The organism is Phreatobacter cathodiphilus (assembly GCF_003008515.1).
Taxonomy (GTDB): domain Bacteria; phylum Pseudomonadota; class Alphaproteobacteria; order Rhizobiales; family Phreatobacteraceae; genus Phreatobacter; species Phreatobacter cathodiphilus.
The window spans coordinates 1,627,061-1,651,398 of sequence record NZ_CP027668.1 but is presented as its reverse complement, the minus strand read 5'-3'; the positions used below and the strand labels follow the sequence as shown (position 1 = coordinate 1,651,398).

General features: G+C 69.1%; 24 protein-coding genes. 19 read left to right on the top strand and 5 right to left on the bottom strand.

Annotated features, from left to right (window positions below):
- The first annotated feature begins 8 nt into the window (after positions 1–8).
- The 11 genes from C6569_RS08050 (at position 9) to C6569_RS08000 (ending at position 9,775) form a co-directional block, all read left to right on the top strand.
- Complete coding sequence (locus C6569_RS08050) at positions 9–506, top strand: hypothetical protein (protein WP_146144759.1); 498 nt, start codon at positions 9–11, stop codon at positions 504–506.
- 85 nt (positions 507–591) lie between these two features.
- Positions 592–1,941: an SH3 domain-containing protein gene (locus C6569_RS08045; protein WP_146144758.1), complete on the top strand. Its 1,350-nt coding sequence runs from the start codon at positions 592–594 to the stop codon at positions 1,939–1,941.
- Positions 1,942–2,013: 72 nt separating this feature from the next.
- The gene (gene lepB, locus C6569_RS08040; RefSeq protein ID WP_245898268.1) at positions 2,014–2,751 is read left to right on the top strand and encodes a signal peptidase I; all 738 of its coding nucleotides are present in this window, start codon (positions 2,014–2,016) and stop codon (positions 2,749–2,751) included.
- An 8-nt stretch (positions 2,752–2,759) separates the two neighbouring features.
- Positions 2,760–3,503 (top strand): ribonuclease III, encoded by a 744-nt coding sequence (gene rnc, locus C6569_RS08035; RefSeq protein ID WP_106748358.1) that lies wholly within the window; start codon positions 2,760–2,762, stop codon positions 3,501–3,503.
- Positions 3,500–4,408, top strand: coding sequence for a GTPase Era (gene era, locus C6569_RS08030; protein ID WP_106748357.1), 909 nt, complete (start codon positions 3,500–3,502; stop codon positions 4,406–4,408). The genes rnc and era overlap by 4 nt, the downstream gene beginning before the upstream one ends.
- Positions 4,409–4,411: 3 nt before the next feature.
- Positions 4,412–4,645 (top strand): DUF1737 domain-containing protein, encoded by a 234-nt coding sequence (locus tag C6569_RS08025; RefSeq protein ID WP_106748356.1) that lies wholly within the window; start codon positions 4,412–4,414, stop codon positions 4,643–4,645.
- Positions 4,646–4,649: 4 nt separating this feature from the next.
- Positions 4,650–5,360, top strand: a complete 711-nt coding sequence (gene recO, locus C6569_RS08020; RefSeq protein WP_106748355.1) for a DNA repair protein RecO — start codon at positions 4,650–4,652, stop codon at positions 5,358–5,360.
- Positions 5,361–5,401: 41 nt separating this feature from the next.
- Positions 5,402–6,190: an ATP12 family chaperone protein gene (locus tag C6569_RS08015; RefSeq protein WP_181314008.1), complete on the top strand. Its 789-nt coding sequence runs from the start codon at positions 5,402–5,404 to the stop codon at positions 6,188–6,190.
- A 71-nt stretch (positions 6,191–6,261) separates the two neighbouring features.
- Positions 6,262–7,203, top strand: coding sequence for a hypothetical protein (locus tag C6569_RS08010; protein ID WP_106748354.1), 942 nt, complete (start codon positions 6,262–6,264; stop codon positions 7,201–7,203).
- Between the two features lie 101 nt (positions 7,204–7,304).
- Positions 7,305–8,837, top strand: coding sequence for an acyl-CoA carboxylase subunit beta (locus C6569_RS08005; RefSeq protein WP_106748353.1), 1,533 nt, complete (start codon positions 7,305–7,307; stop codon positions 8,835–8,837).
- A gap of 104 nt (positions 8,838–8,941) precedes the next feature.
- Positions 8,942–9,775 (top strand): universal stress protein, encoded by an 834-nt coding sequence (locus tag C6569_RS08000; RefSeq protein ID WP_106748352.1) that lies wholly within the window; start codon positions 8,942–8,944, stop codon positions 9,773–9,775.
- A 36-nt stretch (positions 9,776–9,811) separates the two neighbouring features.
- On the opposite strand, the gene C6569_RS07995 is transcribed toward C6569_RS08000, so the two are convergent.
- From C6569_RS07995 to C6569_RS07985, 3 genes are read right to left on the bottom strand one after another with little or no spacing between them, the layout of a single operon-like run.
- Positions 9,812–11,011: a dipeptidase gene (locus C6569_RS07995; RefSeq protein WP_106748351.1), complete on the bottom strand. Its 1,200-nt coding sequence runs from the start codon at positions 11,009–11,011 to the stop codon at positions 9,812–9,814.
- Positions 11,012–11,021: 10 nt separating this feature from the next.
- Positions 11,022–12,194 carry a ribonuclease D gene (gene rnd, locus C6569_RS07990; RefSeq protein ID WP_106748350.1) on the bottom strand — a complete coding sequence of 391 codons (1,173 nt, stop codon included), beginning with the start codon at positions 12,192–12,194 and terminating at the stop codon, positions 11,022–11,024.
- A 43-nt stretch (positions 12,195–12,237) separates the two neighbouring features.
- Entirely contained in the window at positions 12,238–12,789 is a 552-nt protein-coding gene (locus C6569_RS07985; protein WP_106748349.1) for a glutathione peroxidase, read from the bottom strand.
- A gap of 183 nt (positions 12,790–12,972) precedes the next feature.
- Between C6569_RS07985 and C6569_RS07980 the strand changes: the two genes are divergently transcribed.
- Positions 12,973–13,920 (top strand): acetamidase/formamidase family protein, encoded by a 948-nt coding sequence (locus C6569_RS07980; RefSeq protein ID WP_106748348.1) that lies wholly within the window; start codon positions 12,973–12,975, stop codon positions 13,918–13,920.
- A gap of 18 nt (positions 13,921–13,938) precedes the next feature.
- Here the strand turns inward: C6569_RS07980 and C6569_RS07975 are convergent, their stop codons facing one another.
- Positions 13,939–14,715 carry a creatininase family protein gene (locus C6569_RS07975; RefSeq protein ID WP_106748347.1) on the bottom strand — a complete coding sequence of 259 codons (777 nt, stop codon included), beginning with the start codon at positions 14,713–14,715 and terminating at the stop codon, positions 13,939–13,941.
- 296 nt (positions 14,716–15,011) lie between these two features.
- On the opposite strand from C6569_RS07975, the gene C6569_RS07970 reads away from it, so the two are divergent.
- Both C6569_RS07970 and C6569_RS07965 read left to right on the top strand, forming a co-directional pair.
- Positions 15,012–17,111: a hydantoinase/oxoprolinase family protein gene (locus C6569_RS07970; protein ID WP_106748346.1), complete on the top strand. Its 2,100-nt coding sequence runs from the start codon at positions 15,012–15,014 to the stop codon at positions 17,109–17,111.
- 5 nt (positions 17,112–17,116) lie between these two features.
- The gene (locus C6569_RS07965; RefSeq protein WP_106750947.1) at positions 17,117–18,757 is read left to right on the top strand and encodes a hydantoinase B/oxoprolinase family protein; all 1,641 of its coding nucleotides are present in this window, start codon (positions 17,117–17,119) and stop codon (positions 18,755–18,757) included.
- Positions 18,758–18,775: 18 nt separating this feature from the next.
- Here C6569_RS07965 and C6569_RS07960 read toward each other — a convergent pair whose 3' ends face one another.
- Positions 18,776–19,294 (bottom strand): winged helix DNA-binding protein, encoded by a 519-nt coding sequence (locus C6569_RS07960; protein ID WP_106748345.1) that lies wholly within the window; start codon positions 19,292–19,294, stop codon positions 18,776–18,778.
- 314 nt (positions 19,295–19,608) lie between these two features.
- Here C6569_RS07960 and C6569_RS07955 point away from each other — a divergent pair, with 314 nt between their 5' ends.
- The 5 genes from C6569_RS07955 to C6569_RS07935 are packed head-to-tail and all read left to right on the top strand — an operon-like array spanning position 19,609 to position 24,330.
- Positions 19,609–20,607: a TRAP transporter substrate-binding protein gene (locus C6569_RS07955; RefSeq protein WP_106748344.1), complete on the top strand. Its 999-nt coding sequence runs from the start codon at positions 19,609–19,611 to the stop codon at positions 20,605–20,607.
- A gap of 13 nt (positions 20,608–20,620) precedes the next feature.
- Entirely contained in the window at positions 20,621–21,202 is a 582-nt protein-coding gene (locus C6569_RS07950; protein ID WP_106748343.1) for a TRAP transporter small permease subunit, read from the top strand.
- Between the two features lie 48 nt (positions 21,203–21,250).
- Positions 21,251–22,555 (top strand): TRAP transporter large permease, encoded by a 1,305-nt coding sequence (locus C6569_RS07945; protein WP_106748342.1) that lies wholly within the window; start codon positions 21,251–21,253, stop codon positions 22,553–22,555.
- Between the two features lie 12 nt (positions 22,556–22,567).
- Positions 22,568–23,293 carry a 5-oxoprolinase subunit PxpB gene (pxpB, locus tag C6569_RS07940; protein WP_106748341.1) on the top strand — a complete coding sequence of 242 codons (726 nt, stop codon included), beginning with the start codon at positions 22,568–22,570 and terminating at the stop codon, positions 23,291–23,293.
- Positions 23,290–24,330 carry a 5-oxoprolinase subunit C family protein gene (locus C6569_RS07935; protein WP_106748340.1) on the top strand — a complete coding sequence of 347 codons (1,041 nt, stop codon included), beginning with the start codon at positions 23,290–23,292 and terminating at the stop codon, positions 24,328–24,330. The genes pxpB and C6569_RS07935 overlap by 4 nt, the downstream gene beginning before the upstream one ends.
- Positions 24,331–24,338 lie beyond the last annotated feature (8 nt).

Sequence of the window (24,338 nt, the reverse complement as noted above, 5' to 3'; positions counted from 1 at the left end):
CCGACCCCATGACCATGCGCGCCGCCACCATTATCCTCCCGGTCCTGCTCCTGGCCGGCTGCATGGGCCGGGAAGCGCCCGTCGCCGCTCCCGCCCCGGTCCCGGCCGCACCCGTGCAGCGGGTGGAGACCGCCGCCCTGCCGGCGCCCGCGACCGTGGGGCAGGCCGCCGCGCCCTCGGGCCGCACCGTCGCCACGGCGCCCTCGCGCATCGAGGTCGACGGCATGCGCACCGCGCCCGGCGCGCGGGAGAGCACCAGCCTCACCAACGTCTCCCGCGTCTCCACCGGTGCGCCGACCGGCGGCAATGCTCTCGGCGGCACCATCGTCAGCGGTCAGTCGGCCGGCGCCATCCCCACCACGGTCGACCGCAACCGCGAGCCGCCGCGGCGGATCACCGCGCCGCGCGATCCGCTCGGGCCCGGCACGCCGCCGCCGGTGATCGCGCCCGAGCTGCGCGATACGACCGGCCGATCCATCCGCAACCGGCAGGAAGTGCAGTTCTAGCGAAACGCTGGAAACGGCAGCGGTCGCCCGGCGGGATCGGCTGGCAGCACGCCGGATGGATAGGAGGACGCGGGAGGAAGCCGCCGTGTCCAGCTCTGTTCGCAGCATCCGCATCGCCTTGGCTCTCGCTGCTTCGGTCGGCTTCGCGTCACCATCCCTCGGTCAGGGATCGTTGGTCCTGCCGCCATGCAGCCTGGGTGATACGGACTGGCGGCTCGATCCCGTGCTCCAGGCCAGCCGGGATTCCTCGCAGCGGGGACGCCGGGTCGGCGAGCTACGCTGCAAAACGGTCGATGTATCGAGCTGGACGATCGGCGGGCAGCATCTTCAGCTCGTCCGTGCCAAGGTGTTCGAGGCCACCGGAAGCGATGGCGACGGCATTGAACAGGGCGTGAACCTGTTCATCCTGTCACGAGGCCTCAATGATGCGGCCACGGTCATCGGCCGGGCGCTCGAGCCTTACGACGTGTCGCGGGATGAGCCGAAATTCTTCAGCCAGGCCGAGGGTAGGCCTGAGGGCGTCATCGTTCAGCTCGACCGTCGGGTTGGTGCCGCCTATCTCGTTTCCGGCGATACGATGCGGCGGATCGACACCCATGGCTGGATCAATGCGCCGGGAACCAGCCCGCCGGCGGGATGGGTTCCCGGCCCGGTCCGCAACGTCGATCTGCGGCGGATGAAGGGCTACGTGTCGCTGTTCCGGGACGGGGCCGACGATCCGGCCCGCCCGGGCAGCGCCGCCGATGCCGGGCAGGCCATCGAATTCGATCTCGCCTTGGCCGGCGACCGGTTCGTGACGACCGGCTCGCGCGTGGTCGACGCCCATTTCGCACAGGACACCGAGGAATGGACCGGCTTCGTCTCGGACGTCGAGGAGTTGCTCATAGCGCGGCAACGACTGCCTGCCGGCACCGAGGCTTGCGACATCGGCGGGTGGTCAGCCGACACCGACCCGGCCGGCATGAACCTTCGGGCCGGGCCCAGCGCCCGGGCCCGCGTAATCGGCCGTATCCCTGCGCCATGGAAGGCGCCGGACCGGGAGGGCGACACGGGCGAGACCTACCGGTCTGAGTTCAAGATCATTGGATACCGGAATGGCTGGTTTCTCGTCCGCGACATCAGCGCGCCGGGGGTGGCCTACGGCGAGCGCTATCCACGACATCTGCCCCAGGCACCGCGCGGGCAAGGCTGGGTTTCCGCCCGCTTGGTCGGCGCTGCCCTGGCCTTTGGCAGCTTGCCGGCGGGTCGCCTGTATCAGGCACCCAATGAGCATTCCGCCCATGCGAACGTGACCCGTCGGGACAGCCCCATCGGCACCGGCGATCCGGTCCAGCGGCTCCACGCCTGCTCCGGCGTCTGGGGCCTCGTGGAGATCGGCGGCCATCGCGGCTGGTGGCGGAGCCTTTGCGCCAATCAGGTCACGAATTGCAGCTGAACGCCGTTGTCGTTGCATGACCTCGCCGCGGCGGGCTATAGGGCGGGCTCATTCGACATGAGGTTCGAGCGCGTGGCCGAAGACAACAAGGGCGGACTGGGCGAGACGGTCCGCGTGGTGATCCACGCGCTGCTGATCGCCTTCGTGATCCGCACATTCCTGTTCCAGCCCTTCAACATCCCCTCGGGTTCGATGAAGGAGACGCTGCTGGTCGGCGATTATCTCTTCGTCTCGAAATTCTCCTACGGCTATTCGAAATATTCCTTCCCCTTCTCGCCCAATCTGTTCGAGGGGCGGATCATGGGGTCGGTGCCGAACCGCGGCGACGTGGTGGTCTTCCGCCTGCCGCGCGAGCCCGACGTCGACTACATCAAGCGCGTCATCGGCCTGCCGGGCGACCGGATCCAGATGATCGGCGGCCAGGTGCACATCAACGGCACGGCCGTGCCGCGCGAGCGCATCGACGACTTCATGGACAACGAGGACGGCCGTCAGGTGCGGACCCGGCGCTACCGCGAGACCCTGCCGAACGGCGTCTCCTACACGACCCTCGACCTCTACGAGAACGGCTTCTACGACAACACGCCGGTTTATGAGGTGCCGCAGGGCCACGTCTTCGTCATGGGCGACAACCGCGACAATTCCACCGACAGCCGCGTGCTGAGCCAGGTCGGTCCGATCCCGCTCGACCATCTGATCGGCCGCGCCCAGGTCCTGTTCTTCTCCATCGAGGAGGGCGAGCGCGCCTGGGCCTTCTGGCGCTGGCCCTGGTCGATCCGGTGGACGCGGTTCGGAACCCTCGTGAGGTGACGGCTGCCGTGGCGCCGGGTCGCAAAGCCAAGGCCCAGCGGGCGAGCCTCGAGGAGATCGAGGCCCGAATCGGCCACGTCTTCTCCGACAAGGGGCTGCTTGCCCGCGCACTCACCCATCCGAGCGCCGTCTCGGGCATCGAGAAGCGGTCCGGGTCCTATCAGCGGCTGGAATTTCTCGGCGACCGGGTGCTCGGCCTCGCCGTGGCGGCCATGCTGTTCGAGGCGCTGCCCGAGGACGACGAGGGCACCCTGTCGAAGCGCCTGTCGGACCTGGTCAGGGCGGAGACCTGCGCCGAGGTCGCCGCGGCGTTGGGGCTCGGGGACGGCGTCCATGTAGGCCCCACCGAAAGCCAGACCGCCGTCGGTCGCCGGCCCGGCGTTCTCGCGGACCTCTGCGAGGCGGTGATCGGCGCCATCCATCTCGATGCCGGCTGGCCGGCGGCGGAGGCTTTCGTCGTCCGCAACTGGCGCGACCGGCTCTCGGCCAACGCCTCGCCGCTGCGCGATGCCAAGAGCGCCCTGCAGGAATGGGCGCAGGGCCGGGGCTATGCCACGCCCGTCTACCGGGTCGTCTCCCGCACCGGCCCCGACCACGCCCCCATCTTCACCATGGCGGTGATCATTCCGGGCCTCGCCGACGGAACCGGCGAGGGCGCCGCCAAGCGCCAGGCCGAGATCGCCGCGGCCACCGCCGTGCTCGTTCGCGAGGGGGTCTGGCCGGCGCTCCCCCAGGCAGAGGCCGGGCCATGACCGAGACCACCACACGCTGCGGCTTCGTCGCCATCATCGGCGCGCCGAATGCCGGCAAGTCGACGCTGGTCAACGCGCTGGTCGGCGCCAAGGTGACCATCGTCTCGCACAAGGTGCAGACGACGCGGGCGCTGGTGCGCGGCATCGCCATGGAGGGCGCCTCGCAGATCATCCTCGTCGACACCCCCGGCCTGTTCTCGCCGAAGCGGCGGCTCGACAGGGCCATGGTCTCGGCGGCCTGGGGCGGGGCGGCGGACGCCGACCGCGTGCTCGTGCTGGTCGATGCCAAGAAGGGGATCGACGAGCCGGTGGACGCCATCCTCGACAAGCTCGGCGACATCCGCCAGCCGATGGACCTCGTCCTGAACAAGGTCGATCTCGTGGAGCGGCCGAAGCTGCTCGACCTCGCCACCGCGGTCAACGCCCGCGCCCGATTCGACCAGACCTTCATGATCTCCTCGACCACGGGCTCCGGCGTGATGGACCTGAAGCGCCATCTCGCGGCGGTCGTTCCCGCCGGACCCTGGCACTATCCCGAGGACGAGATTTCGGACGTGCCGGCGCGCATGCTCGCCGCCGAGATCACCCGCGAGAAGCTCTACCACCGCCTCCATGACGAGCTGCCCTACGACGCGACGGTCGAGACGGAGAGCTACGAGGAGCGCAAGGACGGCTCCATCCGCATCGAGCAGACCATTTACGTGGTGCGCGAGGGCCAGCGGAAGATCATGCTGGGCAAGCGGGGCGAGACCATCAAGCTGATTTCTACCTCCGCCCGCGAGGAGCTCTCGAAACTGTTCGAGACCAAGGTGCACCTATTCCTCTTCGTGAAGGTGCGCGAGAACTGGGGCGACGATCCCGAGCGCTACGAGCGCATGGGGCTCGAATATCCGAAAGGCAGGTGAGCCATGCTGTCCGTCCGACCGAAAAGCACCACCACGCTCTACCGCTACCTGACCGGGCCCGACGATTCGGCCTTCTGCCACCGCGTCAGCGAGGCCATCAACAAGGGCTGGCAGCTCTACGGCCAGCCGACACTGACCTTCGACGCCGCCAAGGGCCGGGTGATCTGCGGCCAGGCCATCGTCAAGGAAGTGGAGGACGTGGCCTATTCGCCGGACCTGAAGCTCTCCGACTTCTGACCCGATGCACTGGGTCGACGAGGGAATCGTTCTCGGCGCCCGGTCCTACGGGGAATCGAGTGTGATCCTCGAACTGTTCACCCGCGCCCACGGCCGCCATCTCGGCCTGGTGCGGGGAGGGCGGTCGCGGCGCCAGCAGCCGGTCATCCAGCCCGGCAACACCGTGCATGCGAACTGGTCGGCGCGGCTGGACGAGCATCTCGGCACCTATGCCATCGAGGTCTCGGTCTCGCGCGCCGCCCGGCTCATGGAGGCGCGGGAGGGCGTTGCCGGAATCACGCTCCTCGCCGCCACCGCCCGGCTCATGCCGGAGCGCGAGGCCCATGAGGGCCTCTACGAGGCGGTGGCGCTCATCGCCGACACGCTGCCCGACGTCGCCATCGCGGCGCCGCTGATGGTGCGCTTCGAACTGGAGGTGCTGCGGCTCCTTGGCTTCGGCGTCGACCTGTCGGAATGCGCCGCCACCGGGACGACGGAGGACCTCGTCTATGTCTCGCCGAAGACGGGCAGGGCGGTGTCCCGCGCCGCCGGCGAGCCCTGGCGCGACCGGTTGCTCGCCCTGCCGCCGTTCCTGCGCGGGGCCGCCGCCATCGCGCCGGAAGACGTGCGCGCCGGCTTCCGGCTGACCGGCCATTTCCTCGCCCGCCACGTCTTCGAGCCGCGCGGCCTGCCCATGCCCGACGCCCGCGAGGTCTTCCTGCGCTTCGTCGCCTGAGCCGGTTTGAAATCGGGCTGCGGAGCCTCTACATGGCGCTGATGAGCAAGAGCGTCTTCGAAGACTGGTTCGCCAAGGACCTCGATCCCGCCGCCTACGACCCCGTTGCCGCCGCCCGGCTCGCGATGAAGCCGACCTATCCCAAACGCTTCTACACGGAGGCGTCCGCGGGCCCGTCGGACGACGGCTGGCGGCTGCTCCTCGACGGGCGGCCGGCCAAGACCCCCGGCCGCCATCCGCTGGCCTTTCCATCGGAGGCGCTGGCGGGCGCGGTGACGGCGGAATGGGCCGCACTCGGCGAGGTCATCGATCCGATGAAGATGCCGGTGACGCGCATCGCCAACTCCATCATCGACGGCGTCCTGCCCGATCCGGCGCCGGTCGCCGCCGATATCGTCCGTTATGCGGGATCCGATCTCCTCTGCTACCGGGCCGACTCGCCGGCGAGCCTCGTCGCGCGGCAGGACGCGGCCTGGAACCCGGTGCTCGACTGGGCGCGTGACGCGATCGGCGCGCGGCTGATCCTCTCGCAGGGCGTCGTCTTCGTGACCCAGCCCCCCGCCGCGCTCGCGGCGATCGCCGCCGCCCTGCCGCAGGGCGATGGCTGGCGCATCGGGGCGAGCCAGGTGGTGACCACCCTGACGGGCTCGGCGCTCCTCGCGCTCGCCCTGTTGCACGGCCGGCTCGACGCCGACGCCGTCTGGGCCGCCGCCCATGTGGACGAGGATTTCCAGGCCTCCCAGTGGGGCGAGGATGCCGAAGCCGCCGAGCGGCGCGCGACCCGGCGCCGCGAGTTCGATGCCGCGGCAACGGTGCTCGCCACCGTGTGACACCACGGTGAAACGGGGCGGGCGCCATTGCTGGGCCCGACGATGCCCCAGAGACCGCCCGGAGCGCGCCCATGAAGATCACCCTCGACATCGGCAAGCTGGTGGAGCAGGGCCGCCTGACCCCCGAGGAGGCCGCCCGCCTGCAGACCCTGGCTGCGGAGACGACCGGTTCGCTGGCGATGAACATGCTCATCGGTTTCGGCGTGGTGGCGGTGGCGCTCGGCGTCATGGGCCTGGTGCCGGAGCCCATGGTGGCGGTGGTCCTCGGCGCCATTCTCGGCGGCGTCGGCCTCGGCTTTCTGCTCAAGGGCGAACAGGCCTGGTCGGTGCTGGCACAGATCGTGGTGCTCGCTGGCGCGCTGTTGCTCGCCGGCGGCGTCATGTTCCTGACCAAGGGCTCTGTGCCTGCTCTGCTCGCGGTGACAGCCATTTTCGCTGGCGCCGGTATCGCGGCGCGCTCGGGCCTGCTCGTCGCGCTCGCCGTGCTCGCCCTGTCGGCGACGATCGGCGCGCGAACCGGCTACATGCACGCCACCTATTTCCTCGCCATCCGCCAGCCGGCGATGACGGTGCTCATGTTCTCCGGCCTCGCCATCGCGGCCTACCAGGCCTCGAAGGTGGTGCGCGCCGACCTGTCGCGCCTCGCCATCATCGCCGCCCGCACGGCGCTTCTCCTGGTCAATTTCGGCTTCTGGATCGGCTCGCTCTGGGGCGACAGGCTGACGTGGTTCGTCGAGCCGGCCAGCACCTCGCGCTATGCGCCGGTCATTCCCGCTTTCGCCTTTTCTGTCGCCTGGCTCGTCGCCATCGTCGGGGCCGGCATCTGGGCGGCGCGGGCCAACCGGCCGTGGGTGCTGAACCTTGCCGCCGTCTTCGGCGCCATCCACTTCTACACCCAGTGGTTCGAGAAGCTCGGCGCCACGCCCTTCACGGTGCTGGTGGCCGGCATCACCACGCTCGCCCTGGCGGTCGGGATCTGGAAATACAACCAGGGCAAGACGATCGCCGCCTGAGCCGCATCCCCCTTCAGTCTCATTGGTTGGCGCGGAGCTTGCGTGCTATCGGACCAGCTTGGCTCGATACCTGAGGGGCGGGGCGCGATCCCCGGCGTGCAATGAAGGACGTCCTTGAAAGGCTGGAAGACCGTCGTGCCGAGGCCCGCCTCGGCGGTGGCCAGAAGCGCATCGACGCCCAGCACGCCCGCGGCAAGCTGACCGCGCGCGAGCGTATCGAACTCCTGGTCGACAAGGGCTCGTTCGAGGAGTTCGACATGTTCGTGCAGCACCGCTGCGCGGATTTCGGCATGGAGAAGTCGCATATCCCCGGCGACGGGGTGGTCACCGGCTGGGGCACGGTGAACGGGCGCACCGTCTTCATCTTCTCCAAGGACTTCACCGTCTTCGGCGGCTCGCTGTCCGGCGCCCATGCCGCGAAGATCACCAAGATTCAGGACATGGCGCTGAAGGCGAGGGCGCCGGTCATCGGCCTGTTCGATGCGGGCGGGGCCCGTATCCAGGAAGGTGTCGACGCGCTCGGCGGTTATGGCGAAGTCTTCAAGCGGAATGTCATCGCCTCGGGCGTCATTCCGCAGATCTCGCTGATCATGGGTCCCTGCGCCGGCGGCGACGTCTATTCGCCCGCCATGACCGATTTCATCTTCATGGTGAAGGACACGAGCTACATGTTCGTGACCGGCCCGGACGTGGTGAAGACGGTGACCAACGAGGTCGTCACGGCCGAGGAACTGGGCGGCGCCTCGGTTCATGCGGTGAAGTCGTCGGTCGCCGACGGCGCCTACGAGAACGACCTCGAAGCGCTGTTGCAGATGCGCCGCCTGATCGACTTCCTGCCGTCGAACAACACGGAGGGCGTGCCGGAAATCCCGTCCTTCGACCAGCCCGACCGCATCGACATGTCGCTGGACACGCTGGTGCCGGACAATCCGAACAAGCCCTACGACATGAAGGAACTGATCCTGAAGACGGTCGACGAGGGCGACTTCTTCGAGATCCAGGGCAAGTTCGCGCCCAACATCATCACCGGCTTCGCGCGGCTCGAGGGCCGCTCGGTCGGCATCGTCGCCAACCAGCCCATGGTGCTGGCGGGCGTCCTCGATTCCGACGCCAGCCGCAAGGCGGCCCGCTTCGTGCGCTTCTGCGACGCCTTCTCCATCCCCATCCTCACCTTCGTCGACGTGCCCGGGTTCCTGCCCGGCACGAGCCAGGAATATGGCGGCCTCATCAAGCATGGCGCCAAGCTGCTCTTCGCCTATTCCCAGTGCACGGTGCCGCTCGTCACCGTCATCACCCGCAAGGCCTTCGGCGGCGCCTATGACGTCATGGCGTCCAAGCACATCGGCGGCGACATCAATTATGCCTGGCCGACGGCGCAGATCGCCGTGATGGGCGCCAAGGGAGCCGTCGAGATCATCTTCCGTGCCGACATGAACGACGCGGAAAAGATCGCGGCGCGCACGAAGGAGTACGAGGAGCGCTTCCTGTCGCCCTTCGTGGCGGCCGAGCGCGGCTATATCGACGAGGTCATCATGCCGCACTCCACCCGTCGCCGGGTGGCGCGGGCGCTGTCCCTGCTGCGCCACAAGGCGGCCGAGACGCCGTGGAAGAAGCACGACAACATTCCGCTCTGATCGGCTAGAGTGGGGGCGCGGCGTCTGATCTCCATCAAGGACGCACGACCTGGAACGCGCGACCGTCCCGGCGTGTTCGCTCGTGAATAAGGAGCTCCCCCACCATGTCGATCAAGTCTGTTTTGCTCGCTCTGATTGCCGGTGACGGCGCCCGCCCTCAGGGCGCCATCGACTATGCCGTTTCGCTCGCCGCCTCCCACGGGGCGCATCTGTCCGTCGTGGTCGGCGCCATCAAGGTGCCGGTGGTCGTCTATTCCGGCGTCGCCGAGGTGCAGGCCATCGTCGCCGACGAGAACGACACCCGCACCGACAAGGCCGACGAGCTCTGCGACGCCATCCGCAGCGCCGCCCAGACGGCGGGCGTCGCCGCAACCGTCGAGGTGGTGACGGACGCCATCGACCCGCTGTTCGGCCGCATCGGCAAGCGCGGCCGCCTGCACGATTTCTGCGTCTGCGGCCGGCCGCGCCCCGACGACGTCTGGGCCACCGAACTCGCCGAGACGCTGCTGCTCTCCACCGGGCGCCCCACCATCCTCGCCCCCGACGGGTTCGACCCGGCGCGAGCCGGCAATTCCATCGTCGTCGCCTGGGACGGTTCGGCGGTCGCCGCCCGCGCCATCGGATCGGCCTCGGACTTCATCGACAAGGCGGGGCAGGTGGAGATCGTCTCGGTGCTGGGCGACCGCCATGCGGACGATCTGGTGGCCGGTGCCGACCTCGCGCCCATGCTCGCCCACCACGGCGTGAAGGTCACGGTGACGAACCTTCCCTACAGCCGCAATGTCGGCAAGACGATCGTCGAGCACGCCCAGAACACCCGCGCGCAGATGATCGTCATGGGCGCCTATGCCCATTCGCGCCTGCGCCAGATGGTGCTCGGCGGCACGACGACGACGCTGCTGCAGTACTCGCCGGTGCCTGTGCTGATGGCGCACTGACGGCGCCTGTCCCGTTTCTCGCGGAAGCCGGCGGCCTCAGGTCGCCGGCTTCTTGCGTCCGGGGGGCGCAAGCGACTCGGCGGCGACGCGCGCGATGCCGGGCGGGCGCGCGGCCTTCAGCGTCGCCGAGACCTTCTCCACCGTCCGCCAGACCCTGAGCATATTGCCGGAGAGGATCCCTTTCAGCGCCGCGTCGGACCAGCCGCGCCGCACCAGTTCGGCGACGAGGTGGGGGAAGCGCGAGGCGTCGGCGAGGTCCGGCGGATTGGGGCCGCCGTAGAAATCCGAGCCGATGCCGATATGGGCCAGGCCGGTGCGGCCGACGATGTACTGGATGTGGTCGCAGAGTTCGCCGATGGAGGCACGCGGCCAGGGCCCGGCTTCCGCCGCCCGGCGGGCGACCGCCGTGTCGATGTCCGCGCCCGGCGGCGTCTTGCCGTGGACCTGAAGCGGCGTCATCCAGTCGTGGCTCTTCCGCGAGATGAAGTTCGGCACGAAGGTCGCCATGACGACGCCGCCATTGGCCTTGACCCGGTCGAGCACGTCGTCAGGCACGTTGCGCGGATGCGGGCAGAGCGCCGCGGCGTTGGAATGCGACCAGAGGAGCGGCGCCGCCGCCACGTCCAGCGCGTCGTGCTGGGCCTTCGGGGAGGCGTGGGCGAGGTCGACCATCATGCCGATGCGGTTGCATTCGGCGATCAGGGCGCGGCCGAAATCGGTCAGGCCGCCGTGGCGCGGCGCGTCGGTGGCCGAATCGATCCAGGCCAGCGTCTCGTTGTGGCAGAGGGTGAGGATGCGCACGCCCGCGGCGTACCAGACCCTGAGCGGCGACAGCGAACCGCCGAGGCCGACGGCGCTTTCGACCGAGAGCACCGAGGCGATCTTGGCCATCCGGCGGGCCGCGGCGACGTCGGCGGCGCGGCGGGCGGGATGGAAAATGTCGGCATGCACCGTCTCGATGTCGAGGCCGATGGCGACCTGCTCGAGGGTGAACCGGCCGGGATCGGGCACCGAGGTGGGCACGAAGGCGGCGAAGACCTGCGCCCCGACCTTGCCCTGGCGCAGCCGCGGAATGTCGGTATCGCTCTCCTGGTGGACGCGGTCGAGACCGTAGGCGGCGACGTCGCCGTCCGCCGCGCGGCGGATCGAGAACGGCAGGTCGTTGTGCCCGTCGAAGAGGACGAAGCGCTCGAGCAGGTCATGGGCCCTGGCGAGGGCCGGATCGGTCCTGCTCATGCGTGCTTCCTCAGGCTTCGGCGATGACGACCGCCGGTGTGCGTTCGACCGTGGTGACCCGGCCGCGCTCGATGGCGAGGGCCAGCTTGCCGTGTTTCAGGGCGAGGGCCTTGTCGCCGAAGAGTTCGCGCCGCCAGCCCTTGAGGGCGCCGACATCGGCCTCGTCGCTCTCCGCGATGCGGTCGAGGTCGTCGGAGGTCGCCACCACCTTGGCGGCCACGTGATGCTTCTCCGCGACCATCTTGAGGAGGACCTTGAGGAGCTCGACGGTCGCCGACTGCGACTGGCTCTGCGGGCGGTGCTTGTCGATGGGCGGCAGTTCGCGGGGATCGCGGGCGAGGCCCGCCTGCACCGCCTCGACCACGGCCATGCCGTCGCGCGAGCGCTCCCAGCCCTTGGGGATGGACCGCATGGCGCCCAGGGCCTCGACGCTCTTCGGGCCGGTGAGGGCGATGTCGAAGAGACTGTCGTCCTTCAGGACACGCGAACGCGGCACGTCGCGGGCCTGCGCCTCGCGCTCGCGCCAGGCGGCGACCTCCATCAGCACGGCGAGCTCGCGCGGCTTGCGCACGCGGCTGCGGAACCGCTCCCAGGCGCGCTCCGGCTCCTGCCGGTAGGTGTCGGGCGAGGTGAGGACGCGCATCTCCTCGGCGACCCAGTCGCTGCGGCCGCGCTTCTGCAGTTCGCCGGTGAGCTTCACGTAGACGTCGCGCAGGTGGGTGACGTCGGCGATGGCATAGTCGATCTGGGCCGGGCTCAGCGGCCGCTTCGACCAGTCGGTGAAGCGGCTGGTCTTGTCGAGCTGCGTGCCGTTGGTGCGCTGGACGAGCTGGTCGTAGGAGATCGAGTCGCCGTAGCCGAGCACCATGGCGGCGACCTGGCTGTCGAACAGCGGTTCGGGAATGCGTTTGGACAGATGCCAGACGATCTCCACGTCCTGCCGTGCCGCGTGGAACACCTTCACGACGGCGGGGTCGACCATCAGATCGAAGAAGGGCGTGAGGTCCATGCCGGGCGCGAGCGCGTCGACGGCGACCGCCTCGGCCGTGCTGGCGAGCTGGATGACGCAGAGCTTCGGCCAGAAGGTCGTCTCACGGAGGAACTCCGTGTCGACCGTGACGAAGGGGTGCTTGGCGAGCCGCGCGCAAACGGCGGCGAGTTCTGAAGAGGACGTGATCAGCATCGTCCTCCTCCTTACAGGAGTCGGGCGCGGATGCGAACGGTCTTCAGGCGGAGGCCAGTTGCGCCTCGATCAGGGCGACGATGCGCGGATCGGTGGGCCGGACACGGGCCGGAAAAGCCCCGACCACCTGGCCGCTGCGCCCGAGGACGTATTTGTGGAAATTCCACGTGGGGATGTCGGCCGGCCGCTGGGCGGCCACCCAGCGGTAGAAGGGATGGGCCTCGCCGCCGGTAACTCGGTGCTTCGAAGCCATGGGGAAGGAGACGCCGTAGACTCCCTGGCAGATCGCGGCGATGTCGGCTGCCGAGCCGCGCTCCTGGTTGAAGTCGTCGGAGGGGATGCCGACGATCGTCAGCCCCCGTTCGCGGTAGCGGGTCCAGAGGGCTTGGAGATCGGCATATTGCGGGGTGAAGCCGCAGGAGGAGGCGGTGTTCACCACCATCAGCACCCGCCCGGCATGGTCGGCGAGGCGCACCGGATTGCCGTCGAGGCCGTCGAAGGCAAAGGCATAGGCCGAGGACGACACCTGGGCGCGGAGCGGCGCGGGCAGGGCGGCGAGAAGCGGGGAGGCGAGGAGGACGCGGCGTGTCGGCATGGTTCGGGCTCCAGCGCGGATACCCAGTCTACGCCATCGGGTGGGCTTTGGATGCACCCCCACGCAGACGTGAAGCGCGGTCGCCAGGCCGTCGCAGACGGCTGCGCTGCACTGCGGCAGGCGAGGCTAGGCAGGCGCGGATCAGCGGCTACACTCCATTGGTTTTCCCGGGGACCCGCAGCCATGACCCATCGCCTCGACGCCGGCGCCGACACCGCCCATTGGGGCTATTTCGATGCCACGCTGGCGCCGAAACTCACGATCCGCTCCGGCGAGACCGTGATGCTGTCGACGATGTCGGGCGGCACGGACGTCCTGCCGCCGGCCGATTGGGGCATTCCGCCGGGGCTCCTCGCCATCCATCAGCGCTTCGGCGGGCCGACCCTGCCGGGCCACATCTGCACCGGGCCGGTGGCGGTGGCGGGGGCGAAGGCCGGTCATGTGCTGCAGGTCGACATCCAGGCGATCGACCTCCATTACGACTGGGGCTACACCTTCGTCGCGCCACTGGTCGGGGCGCTGCCGGACGACATCAAGGCCAAGCGCCTGTTCCACTCGCGTATCGACCGGACCCGCAAGGTCGCCACCATGCCCTGGGGCCACGAGATCCCGCTGGACCGGCCGTTCTTCGGCGTGATGGCGGTGGCCCCGCCGCCGGAATGGGGCCGGGTCAACACCCTGCCGCCGCGCCGCAACGGCGGCAATCTCGACAACAAGGAGCTGGTGGCGGGCACGACGCTCTATCTGCCGGTCTTCGTCGACGGCGCCAACTTCTCGGTCGGCGACGCCCACGGCGCGCAGGGCGACGGCGAAGTCTGCATCACCGCCATCGAGACCGGCCTGATCGGGACGTTCAAGCTCACCGCGCGCGACGACATGCGGCTGACCTGGCCGATGGCCGAGACGCCCACCCACGCCCTCACCATGGCCTTCGACCCGGACCTCGACACGGCGGCGCAGATCGCCCTCAGGTCGATGATCGATCTCGTCACGGCGCGGGCCGGGCTCGACCGCGACGAGGCCTTCGCGCTGCTGTCGCTCGTCGCCGACGTGCGGGTGACGCAGGTCGTCAACGGCAACAAGGGCATCCACGTGATGCTCGACAAGAAATGGCTGGCGAAGATCCGCTAGCGCTTCACTCCCGAACCCTCACTCCCACGGCTCGCCGCGGACGATGAGGTCGGCGAGGGCGTCGGTGGCGGCGGCGAGGAGCTTCTCGCCCTTGTCGCGGCTCGCCTTGCGCGCGTCGCCGAGCACGCCGGAGGGGGTGAGGGTGGCGAAGGAGCGGAAACGTTGGGCGGGCGGGGCCAGCACGGCGCGAGGGTCGCCGAAATGCGGGCCCACCGCCTCGGCCAGCTTGGTCTCGCGGACGGCCTCCGGCGCCACCGCCATCATCATCGCGGTCTCCGCCTCGCAGGCATGGAGCACGCTGGTCTGGTCCTCGAGCAGCGGGGCGAAGGCCGGCTGGGCCAGTTCGAAATAGGTCGTCGCGGCGACCACCAGTCCCGTCTCGCGCTCGAGGTCGGGAAGGAAGGCGTTGAGCGCGGTCATGTTGCCGCCGTGGCCGTTGACGATCAGCACCCGCTTGAAGCCGTGGCGGGCGAGGGAGCGGATCAGGCAGAGGAGAACCGCCCGGTAGGTCGGGATGTCCAGGGTGAAGGTGCCGCCATGGGCCATGTGGTGCTCGGCCATGCCCACCCAGAGCGTCGGCGCCACGACGGTCGGCCGGCGGTCCGCCGCCTTTTCCGCGGCGATGCGGCAGACCGTGCCGCAGAGTGTCGTATCGACACCGGTGCCGAGATGCGGCCCGTGCTGCTCGGTGGAGGCGACAGGCAGCAGCACCGTCGCGCCGGCCGCGGCCATGGCGTTCAGCTCAGGGGCGGTGAGCTTGGCCCATTCGACGAGGGGCTTGGGGGTAGCGGTCATGCTGATGCTCCGGAGGGCAATTGGTCAGATGCGCCGGAGCCTGCGCCGCCGGGCCGGCGCCGTCGAGCCCCGCAGCGGCATTGCTGCGCGCCCATCGCAGGGGTGCCCCGCGCTCTGCTTCATTTCGACGACGAATTGTCGATGAATCGTTGACATCGGCACCGGCCGACCTGAATGTCTCACCCCGCGCGGTCCCTGTCGCCGAACCCGCGGGTTCATGTCAGAAGGGTCGTGGCATCGGTAACGGAGGGCTGCCCGGCAGCGCCCCGGCCGACTCGAGGGACCGGACACCAGGCATGACCCAATCCGCCATCACCCGTCTCGCCACCGATATCGGCGGCACCTTCACCGACATCGTGCTGGAGCACGGGGACGAGCGGTTCACCACCAAGGTGCTGACCACGCCCCACGCGCCGGAGGAAGCGGTGGTGGAGGGAACGCGCCTCGTCCTGACCCAGGCTGGCATCGGCTTCGCCGACCTCGATGTCTTCGTCCACGGCACGACGCTGGCCACCAACGCCGTGATCGAGCGCAAGGGCGCGAAGACGGCGCTGATCGCCACCGACGGCTTCCGCGACGTGATCGAGATCGCCGACGAAGGCCGCTACGACCAGTACGACATCTTCATCGACAAGCCGCGCCAGCTCGTGCCGCGCGAGCTGCGGTTCACGGTTCCCGAGCGCATCGACGTCACCGGCAAGGTCTGGATCGACCTCGACGAGGCGGCGGTCGTCGCGGTCGCCGGAGCGCTGAAGGCGGCCGGCGTCGAGGCCGTGGCCGTGGCCTTCATCCATTCCTACGCCAATGCGGCCCACGAGGCGCGTGTGCGCGACATCCTCGCCCGCGAGACGCCGGGCATCGCCGTGACCCTGTCCTCGGAGGTCTGCCCGGAGATGCGCGAATACGAGCGCACCTCGACGGCGGTCGCCAACGCCTATGTGCAGCCGCTGATGGCCGGCTATCTCGGCCGGCTGAAGGCCCGCTTCGCGGCGGAGGGCTATACGAAACCCATCCATCTGATGACCTCCGGCGGCTCGCTGGCGACGCTGGAGACGGCCGCGCGCTTTCCCATCCGCCTCGTTGAATCCGGCCCGGCCGGCGGCGCCATCCTCGCCGCCCACATCGCCGCAGAGCGCGGCGAGGGCAAGGTCCTGTCGTTCGACATGGGCGGTACCACCGCCAAGATCTGCCTCATCCACGACGCGACGCCCTACAAGGCGCGCACCTTCGAGGTGGACCGCCAGTCGCGCTTCATGAAGGGGTCCGGCCTGCCGGTGCGCATCCCCGTCATCGAGATGGTGGAGATCGGCGCGGGCGGCGGCTCCATCGCGCGGGTCGACACGCTGAAGCGCATCACCGTCGGACCCGATTCTGCCGCCTCCGTTCCCGGACCTGCCTGCTACGGCCGCGGCGGCGAACTGCCGACCGTCACCGACGCCGACGTGGCGCTGGGCAAGATCGAGCCGGCGCGTTTCGCCGGCGGCGCCATCACGCTCTATCCGGAGAAGGCGGATGCGGCGCTCGACGCCAGCGTCGGCAAGCCCCTGTCCCTCTCGACGGCCATGGCCGCCCACGGCGTCGCCGAGATCGTCGACGAGAACATGGCGAACGCCGCCCGCGTCCACTCGGTCGAGCGCGGCGTCGTGGTCTCCGACCACACGATGGTCGCCTTCGGCGGCGCCGCTCCGCTCCACGCCGCGCGCCTTGCCGAGAAGCTCGGCATCGCCCGCGTGGTGGTGCCTGCGGATGCCGGCGTCGGTTCGGCGGTGGGTTTCCTGCGCGCCCCGGCGGCCTATGAACTGGTCCATTCGAAGTTCATGCGGCTCGATAAGTTCGACCTCGCGGAGGCCAACCGGCTGCTCGCGGCCATGAGCGCCGAGGCGACGGAGCTCGCCAGCGCCGCCGCCGGCAACCGCGCCCTGACCGAGACCCGCACCGCCTTCATGCGCTATGCGGGGCAGGGGCACGAAATCGCCGTGGCCCTTCCCAACCGCCCGCTGGCGGAGGCCGACATTCCGGCCATGCGGGAGCACTTCGAGGCGGGTTACCGCCAGCTCTTCGCCCGCCACATTCCCGGCGCCGCCATCGAGATCCTCTCTTGGTCGCTGCTGGTGACCACCGACACGGCGCGCCCGCCGCTGCTGGCGACGCCCGCGGCCGCCGCGGGCCCCAAGCCCATCGGCATGCGCCCGGTCTTCGACGCCAAGGCCGGCAAGACGGTTGAGGTGCCGATGTACGACCGCCTCGCCATGGCGCCCGGCGCCCGCATCGAGGGCCCGGCCATCGTCGTGGAGGCCGGCACCTCGACCTATGTGACCGCCGCCTTCGACGCCGAGATCGACGGCGGCCTCGGCCTCGTCCTCACCGCCCGCAAGTCCACCGCGAAGGGACAGTGACCGTCATGAGCAAGCTTTCCGACATCGAACTGCAGGTCATGTGGAACCGCTTGATCGCGGTGGTTGAGGAACAGGCGCAGGTGCTGCTGCGCACCGCCTTCTCGCCCATCGTGCGCGAGGCGGGCGACCTCTCCGCCGGCGTCTTCGACCGCGAGGGCAACATGCTGGCCCAGGCGGTGACCGGCACCCCCGGCCACGTCAATTCCATGGCCGAGAGCGTCAAGCACTTCGTCCGCGTCTTCCCCGTGGAGACGATGAAGAAGGGCGACATCTACATCACCAACGATCCGTGGATGGGCACCGGCCACCTCAACGACTTCGTGCTGACGACGCCGGCCTTCCACAAGGGCAAGCTGGTGGGCCTGTTCTCCTGCACCAGCCACCTGATGGACATCGGCGGCATCGGCTTCGGGCCCGACGGCACGGACGTCTTCATGGAGGGTCTCTACATCCCGCTCCTCAAGCTCGCCGACCAGGGCCAGCTCAACGAGACGCTGATGGCGATGATCCGCGCCAATACGCGCCTGCCGATCGACACCGAGGGCGACGTCTATTCGCTCGCCGCCTGCAACGACGTCGGCTGCGAGCGTCTGTCGGAGATGATGGAGGAGTTCGGCCTCGACGACCTCGACGTGCTCTCCGAGCACATCCTCTCCCGGTCGAAGGCGGCGGTGCTGGAGGCCATCGCGGAGCTGCCGAAGGGCAAGTGGTCCAACACCATGACGGTCGACGGCTACGACGAGCCGGTGACGCTCGCCTGCACGGTCGAGGTCACGCCGTCCGGCATCCATGTCGACTATACGGGCACGGGGGACGCATCGAAGCGCGGCATCAACGTGCCGCTCGCCTATACGACGGCCTATACGGTCTTCGGTCTCGCCTGCATCGTCGGCAAGGACATCCCGAACAATGCGGGCTCGCTGGCCCCTCTGACCGTCTCGGCGCCGGAGAACTCCATCGTCAATGCGCTGAAGCCGAAGCCGGTCGCCTCCCGCCACATCATTGGCCAGATGCTGCCCGACGTGGTGTTCGGCGCCCTGCGCCAGGCGGTGCCGGACCGCGTCCCGGCAGAGGGCACGTCCTGCCTGTGGAACCTCAACGTCCGTGGCCAGACCGACGAGGCGGGCCTCGGCAATTACGGGTTCATGATGGCCGTCACCTCCAACGGCGGCACCGGCGCCCGGCCGATGAAGGACGGATTGTCGGCGACGGCCTATCCGTCGGGCGTCAAGGGCACGCCGGTGGAGATCGCCGAATCGATCACGCCGCTGATCTTCTGGCGCAAGGAGTTCCGCGAGGATTCCGGCGGGGCAGGGACCACGCGCGGCGGCCTCGGCCAGGTCATCGAGGTCGGCAGCCGCATCGGCAAGCCCTTTGACCTGCTCGCCGCCTATGACCGTATCGATCACCCGCCGCGCGGGCGCGACGGCGGCAAGGACGGCGCCGCCGGCGCAGTCTCGCTGAAATCCGGCAAGGTGCTGAAGGGCAAAGGCTTCCAGCTCATTCCGCCGGACGACCGCCTGGTGGTGATGACGCCGGGCGGCGGCGGCATCGGCGATCCTTCCAGGCGCGACCGGACGAAGCTGGCGAAGGACGTCAGCGAGGGGCTGGTCAGCGCAGAGGGCGCCAAGGCCTATGGCGGCTGACGCGTCCGGCCGCCGGCCCTAGAGGCTGGCGGCCGCTCTCGCCGCCTGGTCGTAGAGGCCGGAGAGGGCACGCATCTCGGTCGCGATGCGGCTGAGCACTTCCGGGTCGGTGCCGAAGGCCTTGACACTCTGGATCAGCAGGGCCTCGCGCACCTCGTGGTAGCGCATGACGGCCTCGGCGCCCTTCTTGGTCACCGAGACGGCCTTCTCCTTGCCGATCTTCTCGCCCTTCACCAGCCCCGCCTTCTCAAGCTTCTTCACCGCATAGGTGACGAGGTGCATATCCTCGACGTTGAGCACGAGGGCGATGTCGGCGAGCCGCTTCGGCCGGCCGCGGTGATAGACCGTGTGCAGGATCATGTTCTCCAGCGCCGACAGGCCGGGAGCACCGCCCGCCGCCGCGCAGCGCACGGTCCAGCGGTGGAAGGCATGGCTGACCATCATCATGCCGAACTCGAATTCGGACAGGGCCGGCAGCTCGCCCGAGGCCAGGTGGGCGGACGAGACGATGGGGCCGAGCTTGGAAGGAGGCGTCATCGACAGACCTCGAAGCTGTGCATTCAGCACGGCCTGTCAGACTGCCGCGACTCTTCGTCGAAATCAAACAGAGAAAACGACGACAAAACGTCAACATGATGTTGACACAAAGGTCCCGTTGCGGGATCGTCCAGCAACGATCGCCGGCAAGCGGCGGCATGGCAGGCGTTCCAGATGCGCGTGTTCCAGGCTCGCGCTGCACGGATTTCGGCCTTGTCAACATGGCCAAACAGCGGTCCAATCCCGACAAGGGCGCCAAGCCCGACCGCCGCGAACGGCGGACCATCCAGAGACAGGAACCAGGAGCTCCGCCAATGTTCGATCGCCGTCAATTCGTCGCCGGCCTCGCCGGAACGAGCCTTCTCGCCGCGCCGACGGTGGCGCGCGCCCAGGCTGCCAACTGGGACCTCTCGACCGTCTGGCCTGACGGCAACTTCCACACGATCAACGCCAAGAAGTTCGCCGACGAGGTGAAGGCCGCGACCGGCGGCGCCGTCAACATCACGGTGAAGGCCGGTGGCCAGCTCGGCTTCAAGGGCCCGGAGCACCTGCGCGCGGTGCGTGACGGTCTGGTGCCGATCGCCGACGTGCTGAACATCCAGCAGATCGGCGACGAGCCGATCCTCGGCGCCGAGGGCATTCCCTTCCTGGTCGGCTCGGTGGACGAGCTGCGCATCTACCACAAGCACATTCGCCCGGTGTTCGAGCGCGTGGTGCAGAACAACAATCAGAAGAACCTCTACATCGTGCCGTGGCCGACCCAGTACCTGCACCTCAAGGTGAAGGCGGACTCGCTGGCGGGCCTCGCCGGCCAGAAGGTGCGCTGCCCGGATCGCGGCGCGCAGGACATGGTCAACGCGCTCGGCATGACCGGCGTCGTCATCCCCTGGGGCGAGACGATCCCGGCGCTGGCCTCCGGCGCCGTCCAGGGCGTGTCGACCTCCGCCGTCTCCGGCGTCGACGGCAAGTTCTGGGAGTTCCTCAAGTACGTCTACCCGACCAACCACGTCTGGTCGTGCCAGATGGTCAACGTCAACATGGACGCCTGGAACAAGCTGCCGGCGAACCATCGCGCGTCGATCGAAGCCGTCGCCAAGAAGCTCGAGCCGGAGTTCTGGGCGACCTCGGTGAAGGCCGACACCGACAGCCTCGCCCGCCTCAAGCAGGGCGGCATGGAGGTGGTCGACATTCCGGCGCCGATGATGGCGGACATGCGCCGCCGCACCGCCAGCATGGTGCAGGACTACATCAAGCGCGTGCCTGCCGCGAAGGGCCCGATCGAGGCCTACCTCGCCGAAGTCAAGCGCTCCTGACCGGAACGGCCCGATGGTACCCCACACTGATCTCAATGCCGGGGCGCCGTCGGGCATCCGGTGGTTTCTCGCTGGCATCGACCGGCTCGGCCGTCTCGACGGCTGGGTCGGCGCCCTCTGCCTTCTGGCGCTGACCTGCCTGATGCTGGCCGAGGTGATCGCGCGGGCGGCGTCGAACTTCTTCGGCATCGGCCCGGGCGTCGTTCCCAACGCTTGGGAATATTCGTCCTACCTGATGGCGGCCGCCTTCACCTTCGGCGCCGCCATGACCCTGCGCGGCGGCGGCCATATCCGCGTGACCCTTCTGGTCGGCAACGCCGGGCCGGTGTTCAAGCGGATCCTCGAGGTGACGTCGTCGGCGCTCGGCTGCGCCGCCATGAGCTACCTGACGGTGGCCATGGTGATGTTCACCTGGAGTTCCTATGCGCGCGGGCAGGTCTCCATCTCGTCGGGCACCATCGTCTGGCCGCCCATGGCGCTGGTGACCTTCGGCATGGCGCTGCTGGCACTGCAGTTCCTGGCGCGCACCATTCGCGCGGCGCTCGACCTGCCGCTCGAGGATCCGTCCATGCGGGCCTCCAACCCCGTCGAATAGCGGCCTCCGCGTCGCCCTGACCCCTTTCTACTGCCGAGCGGAGCCGTCATGGCCGTCGAAGTCATCGTCATGTTCGTCATCCTGTTCGGCCTCCTGGCCGGCGGGCTGTGGATCGGCCTCACGCTCGGCGTCACCGGGACGATCCTGCTGGCGATCTTCCGCGACATCCCGCTCTACCGGCTGGTGTCGCAGTATTCCTGGAACATCCTGACGACGCAGGAACTGCTGGCCCTGCCGCTGTTCATCCTGATGGGTGAACTCCTGTTCCGCACCAACCTGTCGCGCTCGCTGTTCACCGGCCTCGCCCCCTGGGCCGGGCTCCTGCCGGGCCGGCTCATCCACGTCAACGTCATCGGCTGTACCATCTTCGCGGCAATCTCCGGCTCGTCGGCAGCGACGACGCAGGTCGTCGGCCGCATCGCCCTGACCGAACTCCTAAAGCGCGGCTATTCGCGCGACATCGCCGTCGGGTCCCTGGCAGGCGCCGGCACGCTGGGCTTCCTCATTCCGCCGTCCAACATCCTGATCATCTACGGCGTTCTCGCCGACGTCTCGATCATCAAGCTGTTCACCGCCGGCCTCATCCCCGGTCTGCTGCTCGCCGGCTGTTTCATGGGTTGGGTGATGATCCACACCACGCTGCGCCGGGATCTCGTTCCGGAGAGCGAAAGGGCGCTGCGCAACCTCTCCTGGGGTGAGCGGTTCGCCTCGCTGAAGGACCTGTGGCCGGCCCTCTTCCTCATCGCCTGCGTCCTCGGCTCCATGTATGGCGGCATCGCGACGCCGTCCGAAGCCGCCGCCGTCGGCGTTCTGGGCGCCGCCATCGTCGCTCTCGCCCAGCGTTCGCTGACCTGGGAGGCTGCCCGGCAGATCGCCATCGGCTCGGTGGTCACCTGCTCCATGATCGCGCTGATCCTGCTCGGCGCCTCCATCCTCGGCTCGGCGGCTGCCTTCCTCGGCATTCCCGCCAAGGTTGCCGCTTTCGTCCAGGGGCTCGGGCTGACGTCGTTCCAGCTCATGCTGGCGCTCGTGGTCTTCTACCTCGTGCTCGGCTGCTTCCTCGACGGCTTCTCGATGATCGTGATGACGCTGCCGATCGTGCTGCCGATCGTGAAGATGGCCGGCTTTGACCCGATCTGGTTCGGTGTCTTCATCGTGCTGGTGGTGGAGATGGCCCAGATCACGCCGCCGGTCGGCTTCAATCTCTTCGTCATCCAGGGCATCACCGGCGACAGCCTGTCCTATCTCGCCAAGGTGACGCTGCCGTACCTGCTGATCATGATCATCTTCACCATGACGCTGGTGGTGTTCCCGCAGATCGTCATGTTCCTGCCCAACTTCCTGGCCGGCTGACCGGATCATCCCATGGGCGCCCCCATCCCGCGCTTCCTGCCGTGCGGCGACACCGCCGTCACGGTGGAGTTCGGCACCGAGATCGACGACGGCCTCAACGCGCTGTGCCTCGTCTTCGACGCGGCGCTGGCGGAGGCGGCGATCCCCGGCGTCATCGAGACGCTGCCGACCTACCGTTCGGTGCTGGTGCAGGTCGATCCGCTGGTCATCGACATGCCGGCCTTCGAAACCCGTGTGCATGAGATCCTCGCCGGGCTCGCGACCGACGGGCGGCCGCCGCGACGCTGGATCATCCCGGTCGTCTATGGCGGCGAATTCGGCATCGACCTCGAGGATGTTGCGCGCAGCCACGGCCTGACGACGGAGGAGATCATCCGCCGCCATTCCAGCCGCACCTATCGGGTCGCCATGCTCGGCTTCCTGCCGGGCTTCTGCTATCTGTCGGGCGCCGATCCCTCCATCGCCCTGCCGCGACGCACCAGCCCGCGCCTCAAGACGCCCGCGGGGACCGTCTCCATCGGCGGCGTCCAGGCGCTTTTCGCGTCGGTCGAGGCGCCGTCCGGCTGGCACCTCTTGGGACGCACGCCCGTGCGCAACTTCATGCCCGACCGCGATCCGGTCTTCCTCGTCGGCGCCGGCGACGAGGTGGTGTTCCGGCCCATTCCGGCGGCCGACTGGGACGCGCTCGACGCGGCGGCGGCGGCCGGAGAGCCGGTCGCGGAGCTGGTGGCGGCATGATCCGGCTCCTCGTGAAGGATTGCGGCGCCGGGACCACCGTCCAGGACGGCGGCCGCTTCGGCTACCAGCGCTATGGTGTGGGCCCGGCCGGCGCCATGGATCGCATCGCGCTGGCGGTGGCCAACATGCTGGTCGGCAACGAACCCGGCGAGGCGGCGGTCGAGTTCACCGTGCTCGGCGGAAACTTCGTCGTCGAGGGCGGCCCGGTGCGTGTCGCGCTGGCCGGCGCCTTCGCCGACCTGAAGATCGACGGCGAGGCGGTGCCGCCGCTCACCAGCGCCACGGCGCTGGATGGGCAATCCGTCACCGTCGGGGCCGCGAAGGCGGGCACCTTCATGGTGCTGGCGGTATCCGGCGGCGTCGCCGTGAAGCGGGATCTCGGCAGCCGGTCGTTCCACCTGCGCGGCGGCCTCGGCGGCCTCGACCGGACGCCGGTGCGTCCCGGCCAGGTCCTGCCCGTCGGCGGCACGCCGCAGGGACCCGATCTCGTCGCCACCGTCGCGCCGCAGGTTTCGGCGGGTGCCTTTCGGGTCGTGCTGGGGCCGCAGGACGACTATTTCACGCCCGCCGGCATCGCCACCTTCCTCGGCGAGACCTACCGCGTCTCGGCCGAGGCCGACCGCATGGGCTACCGGCTGAGCGGGCCGGCCATCGAGCACGCCAAGGGCTTCAACATCGTCTCGGACGGCATCGTCACCGGCTCGGTGCAGGTGCCGGGATCGGGCGAGCCCATCGTCCTCCTCGCCGACCGCCAGACCACCGGCGGCTATCCGAAGATCGCGACCATCGTCTCCGCCGACCTGCCGCGCTTCGTGCAGCAGCGGCCGGGCGGCGAGATGCGCTTCACCGCCGTGACCCTCGCCGAGGCCATCGCCGCGGCACGCGACCAGGCGGCGATGCTGGCGGCCGTGCGCGCCGGCCTGAAACCCGCGGGCCTAGGCCTCGACACCGAACATCTCCTGTCGGTCAATCTCGTCGACGGCTGGGTCGACGCCCATGCGCCGCCGGCCGAGCCGCCGCTCCATTCCGCCGCCTGAAGGAGGCT

Bases quoted from the DNA above. Each gene is read 5' to 3' on its own strand.
- C6569_RS08050 (WP_146144759.1), top strand. From the start codon at position 9: ATGACCATGCGCGCCGCCACCATTATCCTCCCGGTCCTGCTCCTGGCC.
- era (WP_106748357.1), top strand. From the start codon at position 3,500: ATGACCGAGACCACCACACGCTGCGGCTTCGTCGCCATCATCGGCGCG.
- C6569_RS08025 (WP_106748356.1), top strand. From the start codon at position 4,412: ATGCTGTCCGTCCGACCGAAAAGCACCACCACGCTCTACCGCTACCTG.
- recO (WP_106748355.1), top strand. From the start codon at position 4,650: ATGCACTGGGTCGACGAGGGAATCGTTCTCGGCGCCCGGTCCTACGGG.
- C6569_RS08015 (WP_181314008.1), top strand. From the start codon at position 5,402: ATGAGCAAGAGCGTCTTCGAAGACTGGTTCGCCAAGGACCTCGATCCC.
- C6569_RS08010 (WP_106748354.1), top strand. From the start codon at position 6,262: ATGAAGATCACCCTCGACATCGGCAAGCTGGTGGAGCAGGGCCGCCTG.
- C6569_RS08005 (WP_106748353.1), top strand. From the start codon at position 7,305: ATGAAGGACGTCCTTGAAAGGCTGGAAGACCGTCGTGCCGAGGCCCGC.
- C6569_RS08000 (WP_106748352.1), top strand. From the start codon at position 8,942: ATGTCGATCAAGTCTGTTTTGCTCGCTCTGATTGCCGGTGACGGCGCC.
- C6569_RS07995 (WP_106748351.1), bottom strand. From the start codon at position 11,011: ATGAGCAGGACCGATCCGGCCCTCGCCAGGGCCCATGACCTGCTCGAG.
- rnd (WP_106748350.1), bottom strand. From the start codon at position 12,194: ATGCTGATCACGTCCTCTTCAGAACTCGCCGCCGTTTGCGCGCGGCTC.
- C6569_RS07985 (WP_106748349.1), bottom strand. From the start codon at position 12,789: ATGCCGACACGCCGCGTCCTCCTCGCCTCCCCGCTTCTCGCCGCCCTG.
- C6569_RS07980 (WP_106748348.1), top strand. From the start codon at position 12,973: ATGACCCATCGCCTCGACGCCGGCGCCGACACCGCCCATTGGGGCTAT.
- C6569_RS07975 (WP_106748347.1), bottom strand. From the start codon at position 14,715: ATGACCGCTACCCCCAAGCCCCTCGTCGAATGGGCCAAGCTCACCGCC.
- C6569_RS07970 (WP_106748346.1), top strand. From the start codon at position 15,012: ATGACCCAATCCGCCATCACCCGTCTCGCCACCGATATCGGCGGCACC.
- C6569_RS07965 (WP_106750947.1), top strand. From the start codon at position 17,117: ATGAGCAAGCTTTCCGACATCGAACTGCAGGTCATGTGGAACCGCTTG.
- C6569_RS07960 (WP_106748345.1), bottom strand. From the start codon at position 19,294: ATGACGCCTCCTTCCAAGCTCGGCCCCATCGTCTCGTCCGCCCACCTG.
- C6569_RS07955 (WP_106748344.1), top strand. From the start codon at position 19,609: ATGTTCGATCGCCGTCAATTCGTCGCCGGCCTCGCCGGAACGAGCCTT.
- C6569_RS07950 (WP_106748343.1), top strand. From the start codon at position 20,621: ATGGTACCCCACACTGATCTCAATGCCGGGGCGCCGTCGGGCATCCGG.
- C6569_RS07945 (WP_106748342.1), top strand. From the start codon at position 21,251: ATGGCCGTCGAAGTCATCGTCATGTTCGTCATCCTGTTCGGCCTCCTG.
- pxpB (WP_106748341.1), top strand. From the start codon at position 22,568: ATGGGCGCCCCCATCCCGCGCTTCCTGCCGTGCGGCGACACCGCCGTC.
- C6569_RS07935 (WP_106748340.1), top strand. From the start codon at position 23,290: ATGATCCGGCTCCTCGTGAAGGATTGCGGCGCCGGGACCACCGTCCAG.